The sequence below is a fragment of the Blautia sp. MSK.20.85 genome (assembly GCF_013317245.1).
GTDB lineage: Bacteria > Bacillota > Clostridia > Lachnospirales > Lachnospiraceae > Blautia_A.
In genome coordinates this window covers 25345-45179 of record NZ_JAAIUN010000006.1, presented here as the reverse complement: position 1 = coordinate 45179, position 19835 = coordinate 25345, and the positions used below count along the sequence as shown (strand labels likewise).

Genomic DNA, 19835 nt, shown 5'->3' with positions numbered 1-19835 from the left:
GAATGGATGCTATTTCGGCAGAAACACGGAAAACGTGCTTCCTTTGCCGGGGACAGAGGCGACTTTGATATAGCCGCCCTCGCCGGATATGATCTGTCGGGCAAGGTATAAGCCGATGCCAACCCCTTCTTGTTCCTGAACAGCATTTGAACGATAAAAACGGGAAAATATCTTTGCCTGCTCGTTTTCCGGGATACCTGAACCGGTATCCGATATATCGATCCTTGTAAACATTTCGTAACTTACGGTAGAAATCGTGATTGTTCCATGCTCCGTATATTTGATGGCGTTGTCTACGATATTAGCCAGTGCTTCCGCTGTCCATTTGAAGTCAAATGTAGCGGAAATATCTGTATCGTACAGATATATGGATAATCCTTTTCCAGAAGCCTTGGAGGCATATTGTTCTACTACGCTTTCAAGCAGCGGCTGAAGTGATGCTTGCTGAGGGGAAAGTGAAATGATCCCATTTTCCAGTCTGGAAAGTTTTACGAGAGAATCAATCAGAAATCGTAGCTTTTCCGATTGTTTGTACAGTGCCTCCACATTTTCCTTTGCCGATGCAGACAGAGTTTCCTCCATCAAAAGCTCGCTGTATAACAGCAGGTTTGCAATCGGCGTTTTCGTCTGGTGGGAAATGTCCGCAATCAAGGATTTGATTTTGTCTTTTTCCTGTGCCATATTTTGAGAAGATGCTTCTGCGGCAGAAAGATAGTGTGCAAACTTTGTTTCCAAAGCAGACAGTTGGCTTTCATCAAAATTGGTTTCAGAAAAGGAGCCGGTCATGGCGGCGTCCAGCATCCTTTCGATTTCTTCCATCGTTTTTATGACCTTTCTCCGCTCCCATAATACAACAGCTGACGCCGCCAGAAAACACAGCAGTATGATCACAATGCCGGTTTTATTCATCTTTTATCACCCAGCTATAACCAATTCCATAGACGGTTTTAATGTATTTTTGTGCCCCAAGCTTATCCCTCAGACGCTTGATCGTGACAGACAAAGCATTTTCATCCACATATTCTGCGCCATCTGTCCAGATCCGGTCTACAAGGTCTCCACGGGTCATGGTTCGACCACGATTTTCAACAAGAAGACGCAGTAATTTTTGCTCTGTTTTACTCAATTCCACTTTTGAATCTCCCACATAAAAGGTCATAGCCTCAAAGTCAAAGTGAAATAGATCAATATGGATCGGCGCATTTTTATGGTTTGACGCTTGCTTTCGCAGTTGGGTATTCACCCTTGCCCGCAAAACCGAAAGAGAAAAGGGCTTGGTAATGTAATCATCAGCGCCCCTCTCCAGTCCGTCCACGATGTCCAGATCGGTATCATTGGCAGTCAGCAGAATAACAGGAATCCCGGGTGTGTTTTCCTTGACCTCCCGTAGCAATTCAAGCCCACTGCCATCCGGCAGATTGATATCCAACAGGATCAGGGATACACCGCCGCAAAGCAGCTGCTCCTTCGCCGTTTTCAGGTCTTGGCAGGAAATGATTTTCCGATCATCTACTTTCAGTGCTTTGCATAAACCTTGATTCAAACCAATATCATCTTCAACAATCAATAATTGCTCCATATATCTCACTCCCTCGTTACTCAAAGGTATTCGGCAAAGTTAATAACAAGACACAAAAATAACCGCTTCAGCCTCGCAAAACTGAACGGTTATTTTCAATCAATTAAGTATGTGGACTAACCGTCTATCGGCAGCACACTTTTTCTATAATCATATTAGCACGCATATGTGACAATGTCAAAAAATTTCTTCATTCTCTTGGTTATTAATCTCCTTGATCAGCTGTACTGCCTTCTTTGCATCATCGGTTTTCACGAATATATCCACACCATATATTCCAAATCCAGGTGCTCCATGCATTGCAACATTCGCACCTGCTTCCTGGGAAAAAGCTTCTATTCCACTTTGCTTTAACATTTCTACGAGCTGTTCTGTCTCTACTATATTCTGTGCATTATAAATCTTTGTCCATTCTGTCTTAGATTGGGAAGTTTCTTTTCTCTCCTGAACATTTGGTGAATTCTGATTTCTTTTTCGATTAATAAATGCTAAGGTCCTAAGAATAATAAATGACACAATAGTAATACCTATCAGAAATCCCAATGCCAATCGTGTTATCTGTGTTTCTGTAGCTCCCATTCTAAATAAACATATACCATAGATGACTGTAAAAATTCCTGCACATATTACACTGGTGAGAAAATTTCGCCATATAGCAGCACTTTTTGGCAGGCATTTATCCCATATTCCATTATACACCATAATAGCTACATATAGGATTCCTCCTACTAAGACAGTTACTATCTCTCCCAAAACCAAACGAGTATCCACCATTAATAGCATCTGAATAATAATCGCTAACACACCAATCACAAACATTGATGCAAATGCAAGATTTCCAGCCTTTAATGCTTTTTGTTTCACCCATTCTTCATACACCGCAACTTTGTCCAGTGTTTCTTTCATATCTTTATTCATAGTCTGGCTCCTTTCTCCATCCAGGAGCTCTCTCATCTCAACATCGTAATATTCAGCAAGTTGAACAAGTACACTGAGATCTGGCATATTTATTCCTGTTTCCCATCTGGAAACTGTTCTTGCAGATACCCCAAACTTCTCGGCAAGCTGTTCTTGCGTAAGATTCTTTTCTTTACGACATTGCTTTAAAAAAGCTCCAATCTTTTTTGTATCCATATCTCTACCTCTCTTCCACTTACAGCTTACCAATATGCACCAAAATTACCACGACATAAAACGAGAATCCGTTAATTTTCAACCGGACATCTTATGTCTGGAATAAATAAACGGTATTTTCATACCGAAAACAAATACCTATAATCATTCCAACATTCAAACAAGAAGTATCTCTCGCCCAATGCGCTCGGTCATATGTGAGAATGTCACAATTTTTTTAAACTCAATATTGCAAGACTGCTGGCATTGTTATTTCTTCTCATTCAATAATTCTTTTACTCTTTTAACCGGAAATCTATCTTCAATATCAACTACTTCAAACAGATTTAATGGCAATTCCTTTTCACCAATCAGGGAAAGGTATTCATTAACAGCTCTACGATCAACCATAATCTTTCCATGTCCTGCCCAATGACGATTGCTCTCTTCCTTTTTCAGTCCGGAAATCCAATATTTATCACCATTCTCAATATCTATATAATTTGCATAGTTACCGATATTTTTCTGAAAGGCATGGTCATTAAAATAGATTGTTTTCTTACTTTTTGAAGTTTTGACATATCCAATCCATGCCGGAACATCATCAGAATATCCCGTTTTTAATTCAATATACATCAAATTGTTAATCATTCTTATTCTCTCCTGATTCCAAATTTTGCAACATCTCAACTAACTGGAAGTTATTACTTTCTGCATAGCGTGTTTCCCAAAATGATAATTACCGCGACATCAATCAAAATAATTCCCAATGCAATATATACAAAAAATGCAGGCAAAATATTTTCAAGCACGCCCATAATTAATGCAAGAATTGCTATAATAGACATTCCAATTCCCATTGTTCTGCATAACTTCTTTTCATCATATTTTTCCTTTTCTTCTTTTGTAGCTGTATTATATCCAGAAATAAACCAGCTTCCGTGTCCAGAAAGTAAAGTTATAGAAAGTGCAGCAAATATTACAAAGACAATCCACACTATCCAATCAGAACCTGTTGCTAAATCTGCTAATTTCATCTATATGCTCCTTGAATTCCAATTTTCTAAACTCTCAATTCCATCTTCTTGCCATTCAAACAAGAAGTATCTCTCGCCCAATGCGCTCGGTCAATCCCGATTTGAGTTAAAGCCCAAGAGGCTTTTAATGCCCCTTATGCTTTTCTCTTTTCTTTTGCTGTTTCAATTCAAACATTCGCTGTTCTTTCGCCTCTTTTTTCTTGCGATTTCTCTCTTTACGCTCCTGTTTGTTATGTTCCTGCTGTAACTTCAATGCTTGCTGCGATTTTGTGCCAATACCTGTCCCTATTGTCTGCTTTTTTACTTCTCGATGCATCCGTTTCGGATTTCTTTTTATATCCTTTACAACAGTTTCAACAGCCGGACTGAATTTCAAACTGAAATAGTATTGTTGAATATATTCCTGCACTTCGTAATCTTTTGGTTCTGCACCAAATATTACCTTCGCTACAGATAATTTACCATCCTCAATACGCTCGAATACGCCTACCCAAAATGGTTCTTCAAAATATACCGTCAGTTTTCCATTTGTTTTGTCCATAAAAATCCCTCCTAAAATGAATTGAACAAAGAATGGACAACCCGGAGGGGCAGGTTACTTACCCTATTTACATAGGACGGCTGGGCTACCTACCAGCTCTAGCATATCTTAAAAATATGCATTGCGTTTTTATCTTGTTTTTATCATATAAAGTGCAATATCACACAATATATCCTTACAATTTATATATTCTAATTTCTATAGTAAATCTATACAATCATCTTTTCCATTGATAGTACGAGACGATTTTAACATAATACTTTATCTGCTTTCAACACATAATCATGGGAACATATAATTCTGCTTCTCTGAATGATATCACCTCTAACAGAACAGTTTCCTTTTGCACAGCCTTCTATCGGTGTAAAATTTTCGCAGGAACCACATTTTCTGCGTTCCTTTTTCATTCCACGTCCATCGCACCGGATCATTTCATAACCAACAATGTATTTTTGCAATTCATCTTCCGGGATTGTCTTTTCGAGCTTTTCCCCTGCATCATTTCTCAGTTCAAAATGAATATCCTTGCCATTTATGTCTGCTTGCAAGGCTATATTATTATTTAAGAGACCTTCCTCGTTTAACTCATTGATTTCTTCACAATCCAGATTTTCAATAAATTGCAAAATATCTTCCATTATGTCCACAGACAAGCCATATCCTCCAGAGCTGTATTCATAGAATATATTTCCATAATAATCGCCTTATTTTAAGGTTATCGCAATCACATAGTCCCTGGATTTGTAATCATCAGATAGATCATGGTACATTTTTGTCTTCTCCTTATACTGATATCTGTTCTGGTTTTCTTCCCTATACTTTTCATTTTTTATTTTATCGACTGCATTTTGTTTTTCTATCTTTGCTTCCATTGCAGCATAACCATTTTGCTTAAATTTTTCTATCAGCTCGTCCCCATAACAATCACGAAATTCTTCTCTACATTTCTTTAATGCATCCAGCTGTGTAGATAAAAACTCATCAAAGAAGCTTTCCGGAATATGTAGCCTGCTTGAAAATTGTCTTTTTCTCTTTGGTATCGTTCTTTGAGTGCTGGCATATCCCAACACTCCCATAGACACATCTAACACCCCTGCTAGTTCTACCGAATTTAATTCATATACTTTTTCAATCGCATCATAAATATTTATTTCTACACCGACTCCCTGTTCATCCTGTTGTAAAAGATCCAGAAATTTTTCATAACTTATTTTACATTGATCATAAGGTTTCTTAATATACCAAGGTGCTTTTTTCGTAATCTCGGTATAATACTCCAAAGAAGCTTCCCAGTCATCGCACTCTTCGCCTTCCTTGCATGTGGTATACATGCCACACACACCATTGGAGTCAAATCCACACGTTTTACAAATCTTATCAATTCTCACACTTATCACCTCTCAATCCATCAACATTTTTCTGCATAGATAAATTTTTTCATCAATTCTTTCCTTGTAATTATACACTTTTTCTGATGATATTGTTATCTGCAAGGATATTTGAACTGAAAAACACTCTGACTACTAATAAGTTGGAGTGTTTTTATAATTCATATTATATTTATAGATTTACTCTCAGTGCTACACATTCCGGGGGTTGAGGCCGTCCCCAAAGTGCGTTTTGATATCCAAACGCTATGTTTGCCAGGTACTTCCGAACACTTTTTAAGGAAACCATACCATCCGTCCAACCATTTTATATTAATTCTCATCCATATTATCTTTCTTCTCCATCAGCTGTTTCAGCTTTTTATTTATTTTACTTCTATTCTCTTCCTGTAATTTTCCGCAGAATAGATAGCAAAATTTCAGTGCAAACCACCAGATATACAAAGCCTTAAAGCTCTGGAATGCCTGATCATCCAGCATTCCATGTGCCACATTGTTGCGCATGTTAAATCCAAATTTTGAACAAAAAATCGTATTTAAAGCAAATATAAGGTCTTCATCCAGACTTTCTTTTACTCCTTCCAATTCTAAGACAGCGTGCATTGATTTTATTTCTTCAATCCCTTCTTCATTCATGTTATAAACAGGTTCTCCACATTCCACTGCCAGATATCTTACTGCATTTTCTATCTGTGGAATCAGGATACTGAGCGCCGTCAAGAAATCTCCAGAAAAGCCAAACATGAGACCCTTGGTATACGATTCTTTTCTCCCCTCCGGAATCGCACAACTTACATCTACAATCTTTTTTATATCACTCTCTTCGATCAAAAATTTGGAACGAATATATTCAAACGTATTGCTCACCAGGATCTGTGCAAAATAATCCATCTCCATGGTTGCTGTCCGCTCCATATTATCCTTAAGCGCACCTTCATTGATTGTTCCATCGGGCTTTTTCACAGGCCCGCTTTTAGCAATTAATTTTCCTCCTTTTCCAAGGATTGCCGCTGGAAATATCGTGTGCAGGATCCCAGTCCTATTTAATACCTGATTCTTTACCCTTTCTCTTTCCGGAATCGGAATAAATGAAGCAAAATAACATAATGCCTCTTCTTTATCAAGATCTTCCAGTTGGCGGAACAGTTCTTTTACAATGCCGCTGGCATCCTGTTTATCACTCCATACCATCATCTCCGAAAGGGAAGCTTCTTCTATCTGTGCTATTTCCTGCAACAGTGCCTTTCTTTCTTCTTCCGTACCTTGTATGGTCTTTAACAACTGAATAACCTCTTTCAAATTGTGAATCTTTCTCATTAAATTTCCTTTGGAAGAGGCCCCGGCATATTCAGCCTCCATCCGGACAGCCTGAATCTTACGTCTTCGTATCGCAATCAGTTTAGGTTCAGTAATACACTTTTTCTTCAGCCAGTTATTTTTTCTGCAATAGAGTTCTTCCAACAGATCACAAAACTTACCAATGAGCAGTGCATCGCAGCTATTATCATCGTAAGTTTTCAAGATATTTTCCACATAAGGGATCAGATATCCTGTATCCACTTTTTCCTCCATGGCAGTTTTTATCAAATATCCAATTTTTGCGTGGCTGCTGTTATCATACTCTTCTAATACTTTTATCAGCAGATTCTTTCGCACCTCTTCATTGATTTCCTTGCTTCGGATTTTTTTAGAGATAAACAAGATCCGGTTTATAGCCATGATATGATCTGCAAATGCACCGGTGTTCTTCAAGTGTTCGCAATAAGCCGTTTCTGCTATTTTAGCATTTGAAAAATCATTTTCCACAACCCATAAAAAATCCGATATCTTTGCCTTGTTGATCGGTGCGATGGGATAGCTTCGGATTTCCTCCAGCAATGCCTGATACTCTTCTCTATTTATATCTTTCCGATTCCAAATGCTGCGGGCATAGGAAAACGGTACGTCTTTAGGCGTATCAATCCATCGTTCCACAATAATATCCACCAGAAGATTCCTGAATTCCCCATCCATCGTTCCGCAGAAATCTGTCAGTGCTTTCTCTGCCGTTTGAAAATTAGGTCCTTTTAAAATCTCTGCGATCCGCTCTGCCATTTTTTCTGCCATACATATTCCTCCAACCTTTTTCTATAGGAAAAGTATAACGTATTTTTCTTTTTCCTGTAAAGCAGAAAGACCTGAAATTCCAGGTCTTTCTGTCATCATTGATTAGAAATTGAAATTGACACTCTATTTTATATCCTTGGAACCCATAGAAGCCGCCCATCCAGCCTGAATCCTTTGTATTACGCTTCCATCCCGTGCATCAATCGTAAGGAGTGGAACACCTGCATCATCCATCGTCACGTCTCCCATGACCGGTCCATCCTCCCCATTTCCGTACTCATACTCTGGCTCTTTGGATGTCCAGGTTCCATAAAAATCCCACACCGGGATCAGGACTGCTTCGGTATCGCTGCCTTCACTGTCTGGCATGCACATATAACCCAGCTGTACCTTTGTTATGGCTATCTCCGCACTCTGTGCATCAATGGACGGATAACGGTAGTGGCTTCCTCCATCGACAGAGATCAGCCGATTCTTGTCTTCTGTCATGACCTGCAAAGTGATCGTTTTTTCAAAGATATCCTTGACCTCATCAAAAGGAAGTAAGAACAGCCTCTCATCGGAAGCATTCGATGCTTCTATGGGATTTCGGTGCAGAAAACTCTGAAGTGTCCCACTGCAAAAGTCCATCGTCAGTACTTCATTTTCCCATCCTTCAGACTGTCCTTCATGAAGGGTTCCATCTTCGTTTTCCCATTCAAGAGCCTGTTCATTAACAGGCAGAGAGGTTTCCCTCACATAATTAACCGGAACCCCGTCTATCATCCGTTCAAAAATGAAATCATCTTTTTCCAGGGTAGTGCTTCCTTCAGTAAGTGCTTTTGAGGAACTTTCAAATATCTCCCAGTCTCCGGACACAAGACCTGAAACCTTCTCCTTTGCTTCCTTTTCAGACACTTTCCCGCTTCCTGCCTTTATATAATTTTGAAAGCGTTCTTCCCTTTCTTTTTTCTCGCTCGATTCCAGGGTCATGTCTCCACAATCGTCAAAGATAAACTTCGCTATCCCACATCCGAGTTCCTCCACATCCGATACCTGTTCACTCTGTGTATAAGAATACCGATAGGTCAGTCCATCTACTGTATATGTCCCCGCCTGTTCGTTCTCATTCTTCTCTTCCTGCATGGACTGTCCTTTTCCGAATGTGTCTTTTATTTTATTCTGTTCTTCTTCAGAAATCGCCATTCTTTTTACCTTTTTTAAACAGATTGCATCTACCTCCGGCACTTTTACCGGTGCATCCGCTGTCAGGGTAAAATTCATCGGGGTTTCTTTATCCTCCCGGTCCGCTGATCTTAGATCTGCCTGGATCGTTGTCTGGTATGTTTCCGGTGCCTGTACCTGTTCGGTAACGGTTTTCTGAACTGTCTCCTTTTTCTCTTCTTTTTTCTGTTCTGTCTGATCCTTTTCTTCCACAACAGCAGACTGGACAACACGGTCACATCCGGATAATGTCAAAAGATTCATACACAGAACGGCTCCCATAAACATTTTTATTTTCTTCATCCTTTTTCCATCCTTTCCTTTCGGTATTAAAAAAGGTACCCTCTTCTTATGAGAAAAGAGTACCATATTGCTTCGCCGATGTATTCATCAAGATGTAAACAAATTGTAAATCAGAAGATGGCTCTTACCGTGGTCCCCTCTCTCTGTCTGCTTTCGATTTTCAAGCATCCGCCATGGATTTCAGCCACCTTCACACAGAGTGCCAGCCCAAGTCCGGATCCGCCTTCTTTTCGGCTTCGTGATTTGTCCACCATATAGAATGCATCTGTGATCTTTCCCAGTTCTTCCTCCGGGATCCCCATTCCGGTATCCGACACCTCAAAGATCTTTTTTCCAGCTTTCTCATAAGCCTTTACCCAAATGCTTCCACCGGCATCCGTAGCCTTTAGGGCATTGTCGATCAGGTTTATCAGAAGGCTTTCCATCAAGGCCGGATCCATTTTCATGGAAAAAGCTTCACATTCCATCTTGAGATGCACCGCTTTCTTTTCTGCCTGTTCTTTTTCCATGTCTATGACATGGTTTAAAAGGTCACCTGCCATGGTCATTTCCATCTGTATGGCATGGTTCTGATAAAGCCCCAGCATCTGCAGCATCTTCCCAGAAAGAGCCTCCAGGCGCTTTCCCTCCCGGTTGATATGTTCCAGTGCCCGGTCTTTCTGTTCATCTTTCAGCTTTACATGGCGCAGGGTATCCGAATACCCGATAATGGACGTTAACGGGGTACGCATTTCATGGGAAAGTGCCCCCATGAGCAGCTCCTGTTTCTCTGCCACTTCCTGTAACTTCTCCATCTGTTCCACAGTTCTTCGCATCATCATATAAATAAAAAGGCCGGCGATCAGGAACACAGCCAGATAAATTCCCAAAAACCAGACAGCGGTCTGTCTCAGCTCTGCAAAAAGCCCTGTGACTTCCCGGACAGAGAGGACTTCGTATCCTTCCGGTCTGGATAATGGTTCCAGCTGGAGAAGGAGGTATTTCTGTCCCAGTTTCTGTATCTTGTAGGCATACGGATCTCCTTCATCCTTTAAGCCTAAGTTTTCGAGCCCCACCACTTTATAATCTGTCAGGTTTTCAATGACGGCATTGCTTTTTCGGTCGATCAGGGCCATGCCTTCCCCACAGCATCGCTGGAACTGAAAGCCCATATAAGCCTGCTTTCCAGTCTCGGACATCTGCTCATATTTGCTGTTATCCCAAAATTGTTCCAGGAGTATCTTGCCATTTTCCAGCTGTCTTCCGTAGGTCTCTGCAGCATTATTGAGGCTTCGTTTTCCTGTGATATAAAGACTTAGCGTTCCCACTGGGATCAGGGCACATAATAGCGTTACCAGCATAAGAAGTACCGTTCGTTTCCACAGCTTCATCCTTATTCCTCCAGACGGTATCCAAGTTTCGGGATCGTCCTGATCTCATCATAAAGTTCCAGCTTTTTTCTGAGCTGTCCGATATGGACATCCACCGTCCTGCTTTCTCCCAGGTAGTTTTCTCCCCAGACCCGTTTTAACAGTTCTTCCCTTCCAAGCGCAATGTTCTTATTTTGCAGGAGCAGCACAAAGAGGTCATATTCCATTGGCTTTAGGCTTACCGGAAGCCCGTCTTTGTAGACCTGATGGCTTTGCATGTCCACCAGGATGTTCCGGACCGTTAAGACTTTCTTGGCCCGTCCCGTCCTCTCCAGCACCTTCTCAATGCGTACCAGAAGTTCCAGCATCTCAAAAGGCTTTACCATATAATCTTCCGCACCCAGCTTTAATCCCTTCACCTTGGAAGCCACATCATCCTTTGCAGTCAGGTAGAGCACCGGAAGCTTCTTCTTTTTAAAATCCTCCATCAATGCAAACCCGTCTTTTCCCGGCAGCATGATATCCACTACTGCCAGGTCCGCGTCCTCCTGCCATAAGAGCAGCCTCTGGGCTTCTTCCCCATCATACGCTGCCACAGTCTCATACCCTGCTGCCTCCAGGTTCATGCACAGCAATTCTGAAATTGCACGGTCATCTTCTATCACCAAAATTTTATTTTTCATTCCCGCTGCCACCTCTAACGCTTTTCTATAGTATAGTTTTTTAAATCCCAGGTCTACATTGCATTTGTTCTTGTTTTCTCATCATTTATACGCATCAGGGCACGATAATGTGACCAGCTCAATTCAGGGCACAGTGTGTCTCGAATTAGAAAAGTACAATAAAACTGAAATTATAGATTTTTGTCCCTTTTCTTTTTTGCCATTACGAATCCAAACATTAAAATCAAGTTCATAAACAGTACAACTATGCCACCTTCAATTTTACAGCTGCCACCCGACAAAATTGAATTTCCACTAATTACCATGTTGAACAAATGCGGATAATCTTCTGCTAATGATACTCCACCCAAAATAATTGCACCAACTCCATTCCATAAAAAATGGATTACAATCGGAGCAACTAAGGATTCCGTGTATTCCAAAACTGCCGTCACGAAAAGACTCATCGTTATAACGTTTAGTACAGGAAGTATTCCTGCCTCAAAAGCCCCACCATGTGCAAATGTAAATAATCCGGTAGATATAAGGACAGCGACAACTATGTTGTAATTATTTTTTATCATCTGATATAAGTAACCACGAACTAACACTTCCTGCATAACGCTATTGATAAAAGCTGAAAATAACCATAACCAAAGCATAGAAATTTGGTTTCTGCCATTAATATGTATGGCCCCTGTTAAAGATAATATTACAACAGATACTCCTAACCAAATAGCTCCTGTGATACACCCAAGTACGATATTATAAACAGGTTTTCCAGTCAGATGTAATCGTATGTTTCTTTTATCTATTAACCAGAAAATAATTGTAAAACCAATAACTGACAATAATGGAATCAATTCTGCCCAAAATCTCCAGACTGCCGCACTTTTTGTATCTGGTATAGGCAAAATTGAAACACATATAGCCCAGCCTACAAAAAAGGCAAACGTTTTTAATGATACCAATACTAATTTCTTCATGTAATATTTTCCTCTACAATCCAGATTTTCTTAATTTCACAAACTTGAATCCGTCGATTCCTTTCTTGTCTAATCTGTTAGCAATTTATCCAACAGCATCTGCCTGTTGTTTATGAACATTTCTGTTATCCGATAGCTCTCTGTTTCTTCATATTCGCATAAATGTATTCGTCCATCATCAAAACAATAGATATCTGCATCAGGTATTCCTAACAAAATTGGCGAATGCGTAACTATAATAAACTGTGCTCCCTCTTTTGCACAACTATATATTTGCATCAACAATGTAAGCTGTCTCTGTGGGGATAATGCAGCTTCAGGTTCGTCAAAAAGATACAAGCCATTTGGACGCAGATTATTCTGTGCCAATGCGAGAAAACTCTCTCCATGTGATTTTTCATGATATTTAGCGGAAGGATGTGTGAGATCCGCATATTCTTCTTCCTTCGTTGCAACATTATAAAAACTTTCAGCCCTAAGAAAATAACCCCACTTTTCCTTCCGATAGCCTTTGGAAATTCTTATCGCATCACACAATTCTGAATGTGTATCATGCGTAGAAAAAACATAATTCTTTGTTCCACCCTCCGGATTAAAACCATGTGCTACAGCAAGTGCCTCCAATAAAGTAGATTTACCACTGCCATTTTCTCCGACAAAAAAGGTAATTGGTTTATTGAAAACAAGTTTTTCAATCCCTTTAAAAGCCTTAATTCTATTTAAATAACTATCGTTATCAATTCTATTCCAATCGAATATTACTCCTTGTAAGAATTGATCATTCATCTAATCACCTGCCTGTAAAAAACACTTTCTAATCTACCTTTTCTTGCTCTTTGGACAAGAAGCATCATTCGCTCTAAATAGCTCGGTCAACTTTTATTTATCTTCTAACTCAAATCCGAGTTCTTTCAATTCTTTTTCGTTTCTGACATCTTCTTCCGTTTTCTTTCCAGTAATGGCACTGTAGGCTTCTTTGATTCCATTTTTCACTGCCCATTTGATGACGAAATACAGCGCAATCAAAATAATAATTGCGGTTCCCCCGCTTAAGCCTAATTCATTCCACATAATCATTAACTCCTCCGATTTCGTGACTTTCAATTTATTTTCAATTTTGCAGGCTGGGATTTATCATTGAATAAAACACATCCATACTCCAACTGCTATAAGCAATATGCCTGATATTCTTCCTGCGAATTTTGACTTTTGATATCCTAGAAAATTAATTGTTTCAGGAGTTGTAAATGGCAATAAAACAACATCTATACCCATTACTATAATCCCAATTCCTATTATAAAGACATTATTGTTAGAAATAATGCCATAAAACATAACTAAGAATCCCAAAATAATGCCTAATGTAAAATACTTGATTTTATGGCTGTCTTTATCCATCATCTTTTCATAACAATTTTCACATTTACTGTTACAAAATTCAAAATTATCATTGAGTTTTTTGCCACAATATTTGCATTTTTTCACACTCTATTCCCTCCATAATTTCCGTTTTGTTACTAACATGATATCATATTTTTTCCTCAATTACATCCACCTAATTTTAATACACTGCCATTCGTTTTGCTTCTGTAACCAGCATCCTCTTGCTTTTCTCCTGCAAGATTTCCTTTGCATCTTCATCAATCGAATAGTTCTCATTTGTCTCGATTTTTTTCGGTTGCCGGTCAAAATGGTCAAAGACTTCTTTCCATATCTGGACGGAACATACACACTTTTCTTCCATGAAATTATTGCTGATAATTATAAAAAAACAGAAGACCAATTAAGATCTTCCATTTTATAAACAAACCTCTATATAAAACGATATATCCTGCCCATTTTTAATAAAAACAGACAATCGGCACACTTTCGTCTATCCTATTATAAAGTTCTGCCGCTTTGTCCGCCGGAAGATTAATGCATCCATGGGATCCACCACCTTCTCGGAAACGATTTCCTCCAAAGTATGGCTGCCATGAAGCATCATGAAACCCGATCCCCCCATTAAAAGGCATCCAGTAAGTTACTGGTCTTTCATATTCATATTTCCCATTTTCCAACATCTTTCCTTTCAGCACAGATGGACTTTTCTTGTAATACAGTTGAAAAATTCCCGGTGGTGTCTGCCGTTCTGCATACTGCATATCTCCTGACACAATATCCGATTCCAAAATGATCGAACCATCCTGATAGTAATATAAATGCTGTGCAGACAGGTCCACTTCAATATACGTGCTGCCTATATCATTCATACCCCGTGCATTTGCCCGCATAGCGTATACCGGTTCCCGGTTTATCTGTACTCCTGCAATCATTTCCTGCATAATGGTTTCTATTTCCTTTTCCTGATCGATCTTCCATCCATAAACGGAACTATACACCTGAACAGTACGTCCGCTTGTTGTACAAAATTCCCTCTCTGTATTTACGGTATCATGTGTGGCAGCCAGCTTTGCCACATATTCTGCCACGTACTGTCTCAGTTCATCCTCATTTTTTTGCAGCCGTCCTCTCTCATCAAAAATGAGCCAGTTTCTGATCTCGTCCCCCTCCAATGTTACCGTTTCTTCTCCAAATATATATACGATTTTGGTCCGGATCAGATTTTGGCATTCTTCCAATGAATTTTTAAGATCTGGATCATCTTTCATTACTGCCGCTTTTACATAAACAGCCGGACAGCTATTCAGGTCAATGGTTCTTTTTTTGTCAGTAACCGCTTCTGACAGTGCCTGATAAGCTCCATTGAAATCCAGGGTATTCCCTTCTGTTTCCGGTACGATTTCAAACTTCGAATCTTTATAAGCTACATAAGCATCTTCTGGTGCTGTCTGATTCTCTTTTTTTACACATTCCAGTTTTTCCATCTGTTCTTTTAACTTCACTTTATCATAGGTCATATTTTCCTTGGCTGTATAATTTTGCTTTTTCCAAAATCCCCGAACCCATTTATATGGTTTTTGTTCATCCAGATATTGGGAAATACTGCCATCCGAAACATAACGATATCCGATCAATTTTCCATTGATACTCTGCGATTTCAGATTTCTTGCCTTTACTTCCAGCAGATAATCCTCTGCTTTTTTTGCAACCGCCTGTTCTGCCTCTTCCGATGTTTTTCCAGAACAGTTAATTCCATTGATCGTTGTTCCCCGAAAAAATCTGTCTGAATAATAATAAGACATTCCTGCGTAGCCAGCCATAGCAAAGAACACTATGATGACAGTGATCATTATCCACATTTTTTGCTTTCCATTATCCTTACCGGTTATCTCTTTTCTTTTTCCCATCCATGCCCCCTGTTTTTAACGATAAACAGCATTCAGACAGATTTTTTAAATCGTCTGATTTTAATATCTCCGATTTAATAAAAAATAACCAAGGCTGCCGGAAAAAACATTTTCTTTTACAAACAGTAAGCTGATTTCTACAAAACATTTTCCCTCTGCTCTTTTACGGATAGAAACACCGCATCATCATTTATCTCACATTTAACACTTTTGGGGTACTTTCAGACACTTTCCTTTTTCTCTGTGAACAGAACCCTGAAAACAGGAAAAAAAAGGGCTGCCGTGACCGGTCAGGGATTTTTCATCCTAGACTGATTCATGACAGCACCTAATCAGATCTCACTTATTTTCTTCTGTACAAAATCGCTTCTCTGTTTTCTCCTTCTGTCCGGCCGGATTGTACACGTGTTTGTTTTACACTAATTAGATGCAGATACAAGCAAATCGGTTCTCATAATAATAAATTTTTTCTTTCTATCGAATTTTCCTGGTTCATTTGATAAAATGTCCTTATCTGACAGGAGGGGATTTTTGAAAAGAGTATTTGATAGTCCTTTTTTGAATAAAGCTGCACTGGTGCTGATCTGGCTTCTATTAATGGGCGGGACATTCTTTTATGCCAATAAAAACTATTTTCTTTACCATGAAAATCCAAATTTAATCAAAGCAGACGGATATTATCTTTATAATTTTGGTAGTCCGCGTCATTATTACTGGGCACTGCCTGTTAAATTCACCCATGAAGGCAAAGTATATCATTCTCAGCTTCCTTTAGATATACGCGATGAAAGTTCATCCTGTACTGTAGATCTTCGCATTTACATACCGGCAGATTCTTCTGGCAGTGCATTTGCATTCCGAAACAATATCACCATTCCTGCACTATGGAGGATCTTTATTTTTGTTCCACTGTTACTTCTTCTTACATCCAAAAGAAAAGCCTAGGAAAGTTTCACACCTTTTTCATCATCTTCCTTTTAAAAAATGGGAGGTTTCACTTACCTCCCATTTCCCAAAGAATCCTTTTATTTCAATTTTTATAATGTTTCAAGAAAACGCATGAATGCTTCTCTTCCCTCGGTCGTACATTTGTATACTCCTGCATCTTCCAGAACATGGGTAAATACGATTCCAATCTCTTTCTGAAGAATGCCATGGATGTTTTCTTTTGTGATTTCCGAATATTTCGGAAGGAACTTCTTAACCCACTCTGCATGTTTCTCAATCTGCTCATTTGAAGAAATATCTTTGCCTTCAAGAATATACTCTTCCAAAAGTTCCATCTCACCTTTTAATCTGGCCGGAAGAACTGCAAGTCCCATAACTTCGATCAGACCGATATTTTCTTTCTTAATATGATGATATTCTGCATGCGGATGGTACACTCCCAGCGGATGTTCTTCTGTTGTGATGTTGTTCCTTAATGTCAGATCCAGTTCGTAGGTATCACCTACTTTACGTGCAATTGGTGTAATTGTATTATGTGGTTCTCCATTGGTCTCAGCATAAATAAATGCTTCTTCATCGGTATAGCCTCTCCATACTTCCAGCACATGTGTTGCCAGATCTACCAAACGGTTGGAATCTTTATGCCGAATACGAAGCACAGATAATGGCCATTTTACAATTCCAGCCTCTACATCTTCAAATCCCGGAAGTACCACATGCTGCTCAATTGGTGCTTTTGCCATTGCAAATGTATAATGTCCACCCTGGAAATGATCATGGCTTAGGATCGAACCACCTACGATCGGCAGGTCTGCATTAGATCCAAGGAAATAATGCGGAAACAGTTTTACAAAATCAAACAGTTTAATGAATGCATTTCTCTCGATTTTCATTGGAGTATGCTGGCAGTTAAATACAATACAATGCTCATTGTAATACACATACGGAGAATACTGGAAGCCCCAAGGAGTATCATTGATCATGATCGGAATAATCCTGTGGTTCTGCCTTGCCGGATGATTAACACGTCCCGCATATCCTTCATTTTCCGGGCAAAGAAGACATTTCGGATAGCTTCCGGATTTTACATTCCTTGCCGCGGCAATTGCTTTTGGATCTTTTTCCGGTTTGGACAAATTGATGGTAATATCAATCTCACCGTATGGACTGTCTACCTTCCACTTTTGATCCATCTCTACGCGATATCTGCGGATATAATTGCTGTCCTGACTCAGTTTATAAAAATAATCGGTTGCTTCCTTTGGGCTTTCTTTATATTTATCCCAGAATTCTTTTTGCACCTGGCCCGGACGCGGCATCAGACAGTTCATTAATCTGGTATCAAATAGATCCCGGTATACAATACTGTCTTCGATCAGTCCTCTTTTTACAGCTTCGTCCAGCAATTCGCCCAATGTTGCTTCAAGATTAACAGGTTCCTCAATGCTGTCCGGTTTCTCATAGTCATCCTCATGAAAAACGTCCAGCAGAAGATTTGTTGTGTAATTTCTTTCACATTCTGGTGTCAGACCTGTTGTAATCCCATACTGTACCAGTTTTGCAATGCTTTCACTTAACATTTTTCTTCCTCCTGTGCTTCACTTTTAAATTTATATTTTTGGTAACATATATACCGATTTCCCTGATAAGTCAGCATACCTCGATCGCCTTTTTCCAATTCACGAAAATCTCCCTGTTGCATTTGAAATTCCATCAAACTTCCATCTGTCATCTCAAATACAACGCGAAACCAAGGTACATGTGATTCAGACTGCATATGGGTATAGATTCCTTGCTTCTTTTCAACTACAGTCGCATCAACAGATTCAACTGCCGCACTGCTGTTATTGCCAAAACTTAACAACATTTTGGTAAATACAAACATCATGATTATGAGTGCTGCTATACAGATTATAAATGCCATCCTATTTCTCCATTCCAGATATTTCATCCTGGGTCTGACTTATATATTGTTCATGATAAAGATTCCGGTATTCCCTTGACGTTACTTTATATCTTTCACGAAATACCCTGTTAAATGTCCTTTGGCTCTCAACTCCTGCATCCAGGCAAATGTCTGTGATGCTCTTACCAGTACATTCCAATTAATCTCCTGCAAGTTTTGTCTACTTTTTCTTCCCATTTGGCAAGTAATATACGTCTTCTGATATTATAATGTGCTTGTAAGATAAAGAAAGGAGGAAAACAAAATGAAAAGATTTAAAGCATACGTCAACTACCTCATGAACTTCTATGCCAACTACTTCAGAATTTACCGCTATATGTAAAGGACATTCCTGCCATCACAGGAATGTCCAATACGGAAACCCAGTTTCAATGGTTTCCCTTATTATACTCTAATTTAGTTGCATTTGTACATGAACAGGATTCTCGAAAACATAGACAAAATTGAACAGAATTATGAAAATACTCTTACCAAGTTTTTTGATTTGTCCAATTAATAATCTCTGAATTTCCATACATCTGATGGAGTTGCATTTTTCATACTCAGCATTCTTTGAAGCTGCTCTTCTGTAAACCACAGATCGTGCAGTATTTTTCCGAAATATAGAGGCTAGATATCAGACCGCTTCATTGCAATTATAAACTGTTGATTTACCAAGATTATTTACATATACGGTAATCAAGTCGCCTTTCTTAAGATCCGGCTTTTCCCATACCAAACGGCTTTTATGATAATACACTTTATCATGATATGTAAAACTATATAAAATCCTGTATGGAATCTGTCTTCTATATCTTGTGTATTTTTGCAAATATACTTTTTCTACCAAGCCCTTCACTTTTGTACCATTTTCGATTAATTGTAAATGTAATTTATCAAGCTTTGCAGTATAAATTCCAAGAGCAGCACTTATTATACACATAAGCACTCCCGTTATAGAAAACACAGTTCCCAACATGTCTGGATTCTGAATGCCTGAGTTTACTGCTGGTTTTAATATCCCAAGAAAACTTAAGACACCGGAAACAAGAAAGAATATTCCTATCCAAAAGAAGATAACTCTCAATAAATCTTCTGTATAATTAAGTTTTTTCATATTTATTTTCTCCACAAGCATTCCATCAAAATTTTTTATCCTGTTTCAATCATATCTAATTTTACTTCAATTTAGTTAAATCCTCTAAATACATTTCTGTATGTCCACACTCTGGACAGACTGCAACTTTAACATCATCTATAGTTGTCGTTTTTTGTTTTTCATCTACATCTACAACGATCCCATAGCCACCGCCATTAACTTTAAGTCTTAAATCCGCTCTCATGACTGTTCCACACTTTTCACATTTTCTCATTGCTGTCCTCCA

Annotated in this window: 25 protein-coding genes; 1 reads left to right on the top strand and 24 read right to left on the bottom strand. The window is 39.0% G+C overall.

The genetic code is table 11. The features are described 5' to 3' along the window. Positions 1–9: 9 nt before the first annotated feature. From G5B12_RS04985 to G5B12_RS04900, 18 genes are all read right to left on the bottom strand, one after another. Complete coding sequence (locus G5B12_RS04985) at positions 10–909, bottom strand: sensor histidine kinase (RefSeq protein WP_154780657.1); 900 nt, start codon at positions 907–909, stop codon at positions 10–12. Next, positions 902–1579 carry a response regulator transcription factor gene (locus tag G5B12_RS04980; protein WP_173899955.1) on the bottom strand — a complete coding sequence of 226 codons (678 nt, stop codon included), beginning with the start codon at positions 1577–1579 and terminating at the stop codon, positions 902–904. Before G5B12_RS04980 ends, G5B12_RS04985 begins: the two co-directional genes overlap by 8 nt. Positions 1580–1756: 177 nt before the next feature. Further along, a complete protein-coding gene (locus G5B12_RS04975) occupies positions 1757–2713 on the bottom strand; it encodes a helix-turn-helix domain-containing protein (protein WP_110103127.1) in 957 nt (318 codons plus the stop codon). A 249-nt stretch (positions 2714–2962) separates the two neighbouring features. Continuing rightward, a complete protein-coding gene (locus tag G5B12_RS04970) occupies positions 2963–3343 on the bottom strand; it encodes a mannose-1-phosphate guanylyltransferase (protein ID WP_174087839.1) in 381 nt (126 codons plus the stop codon). Positions 3344–3396: 53 nt separating this feature from the next. Next, the gene (locus G5B12_RS04965) at positions 3397–3729 is read right to left on the bottom strand and encodes a DUF3784 domain-containing protein (RefSeq protein WP_059085803.1); all 333 of its coding nucleotides are present in this window, start codon (positions 3727–3729) and stop codon (positions 3397–3399) included. 124 nt (positions 3730–3853) lie between these two features. Next, a complete protein-coding gene (locus G5B12_RS04960; protein WP_015525019.1) occupies positions 3854–4270 on the bottom strand; it encodes a YjdF family protein in 417 nt (138 codons plus the stop codon). Between the two features lie 248 nt (positions 4271–4518). Then, a complete protein-coding gene (locus G5B12_RS04955; protein WP_161208814.1) occupies positions 4519–4917 on the bottom strand; it encodes a hypothetical protein in 399 nt (132 codons plus the stop codon). A gap of 57 nt (positions 4918–4974) precedes the next feature. Continuing rightward, on the bottom strand, positions 4975–5658 hold the full coding sequence (locus G5B12_RS04950; protein WP_110103125.1) for a hypothetical protein: 684 nt from the start codon (positions 5656–5658) through the stop codon (positions 4975–4977). Positions 5659–5970: 312 nt separating this feature from the next. Then, positions 5971–7764 carry a DUF4209 domain-containing protein gene (locus tag G5B12_RS04945; protein WP_174087838.1) on the bottom strand — a complete coding sequence of 598 codons (1794 nt, stop codon included), beginning with the start codon at positions 7762–7764 and terminating at the stop codon, positions 5971–5973. 123 nt (positions 7765–7887) lie between these two features. Beyond that, complete coding sequence (locus G5B12_RS04940; protein ID WP_174087837.1) at positions 7888–9270, bottom strand: DUF6034 family protein; 1383 nt, start codon at positions 9268–9270, stop codon at positions 7888–7890. Between the two features lie 110 nt (positions 9271–9380). Then, a complete protein-coding gene (locus G5B12_RS04935; RefSeq protein WP_118069960.1) occupies positions 9381–10640 on the bottom strand; it encodes a sensor histidine kinase in 1260 nt (419 codons plus the stop codon). 2 nt (positions 10641–10642) lie between these two features. Then, positions 10643–11302: a response regulator transcription factor gene (locus G5B12_RS04930; RefSeq protein WP_117738848.1), complete on the bottom strand. Its 660-nt coding sequence runs from the start codon at positions 11300–11302 to the stop codon at positions 10643–10645. A gap of 170 nt (positions 11303–11472) precedes the next feature. Next, entirely contained in the window at positions 11473–12267 is a 795-nt protein-coding gene (locus G5B12_RS04925) for a CPBP family intramembrane glutamic endopeptidase (protein WP_118069958.1), read from the bottom strand. Between the two features lie 69 nt (positions 12268–12336). Continuing rightward, the gene (locus G5B12_RS04920; RefSeq protein ID WP_118069956.1) at positions 12337–13053 is read right to left on the bottom strand and encodes an AAA family ATPase; all 717 of its coding nucleotides are present in this window, start codon (positions 13051–13053) and stop codon (positions 12337–12339) included. 93 nt (positions 13054–13146) lie between these two features. Further along, complete coding sequence (locus G5B12_RS04915; protein WP_059085796.1) at positions 13147–13338, bottom strand: DUF6019 family protein; 192 nt, start codon at positions 13336–13338, stop codon at positions 13147–13149. Between the two features lie 63 nt (positions 13339–13401). Further along, positions 13402–13752, bottom strand: a complete 351-nt coding sequence (locus G5B12_RS04910) for a DUF2116 family Zn-ribbon domain-containing protein (protein ID WP_021651963.1) — start codon at positions 13750–13752, stop codon at positions 13402–13404. Positions 13753–13828: 76 nt separating this feature from the next. Then, positions 13829–14011, bottom strand: a complete 183-nt coding sequence (locus G5B12_RS04905) for a hypothetical protein (RefSeq protein ID WP_118070527.1) — start codon at positions 14009–14011, stop codon at positions 13829–13831. 97 nt (positions 14012–14108) lie between these two features. Then, positions 14109–15557 (bottom strand): L,D-transpeptidase family protein, encoded by a 1449-nt coding sequence (locus tag G5B12_RS04900; RefSeq protein ID WP_174087836.1) that lies wholly within the window; start codon positions 15555–15557, stop codon positions 14109–14111. A 531-nt stretch (positions 15558–16088) separates the two neighbouring features. Here G5B12_RS04900 and G5B12_RS04895 point away from each other — a divergent pair. Then, the gene (locus G5B12_RS04895; RefSeq protein ID WP_044961941.1) at positions 16089–16502 is read left to right on the top strand and encodes a hypothetical protein; all 414 of its coding nucleotides are present in this window, start codon (positions 16089–16091) and stop codon (positions 16500–16502) included. A 92-nt stretch (positions 16503–16594) separates the two neighbouring features. Here the strand turns inward: G5B12_RS04895 and galT are convergent, their stop codons facing one another. From galT to G5B12_RS04865, 6 genes are all read right to left on the bottom strand, one after another. After that, a complete protein-coding gene (gene galT / locus G5B12_RS04890; RefSeq protein WP_174087835.1) occupies positions 16595–18085 on the bottom strand; it encodes a UDP-glucose--hexose-1-phosphate uridylyltransferase in 1491 nt (496 codons plus the stop codon). Further along, on the bottom strand, positions 18079–18429 hold the full coding sequence (locus tag G5B12_RS04885) for a DUF2500 domain-containing protein (protein ID WP_158526443.1): 351 nt from the start codon (positions 18427–18429) through the stop codon (positions 18079–18081). Before G5B12_RS04885 ends, galT begins: the two co-directional genes overlap by 7 nt. Before the next feature lies 1 nt (position 18430). Next, positions 18431–18610 carry a helix-turn-helix domain-containing protein gene (locus tag G5B12_RS18270; RefSeq protein ID WP_092072164.1) on the bottom strand — a complete coding sequence of 60 codons (180 nt, stop codon included), beginning with the start codon at positions 18608–18610 and terminating at the stop codon, positions 18431–18433. 353 nt (positions 18611–18963) lie between these two features. Further along, complete coding sequence (locus G5B12_RS18480) at positions 18964–19059, bottom strand: hypothetical protein (RefSeq protein ID WP_180211300.1); 96 nt, start codon at positions 19057–19059, stop codon at positions 18964–18966. 28 nt (positions 19060–19087) lie between these two features. Further along, positions 19088–19567, bottom strand: a complete 480-nt coding sequence (locus G5B12_RS04870) for a hypothetical protein (protein WP_092072167.1) — start codon at positions 19565–19567, stop codon at positions 19088–19090. A gap of 61 nt (positions 19568–19628) precedes the next feature. Then, positions 19629–19823: a zinc ribbon domain-containing protein gene (locus tag G5B12_RS04865; protein WP_055056113.1), complete on the bottom strand. Its 195-nt coding sequence runs from the start codon at positions 19821–19823 to the stop codon at positions 19629–19631. Between the last annotated feature and the right edge of the window lie 12 nt (positions 19824–19835).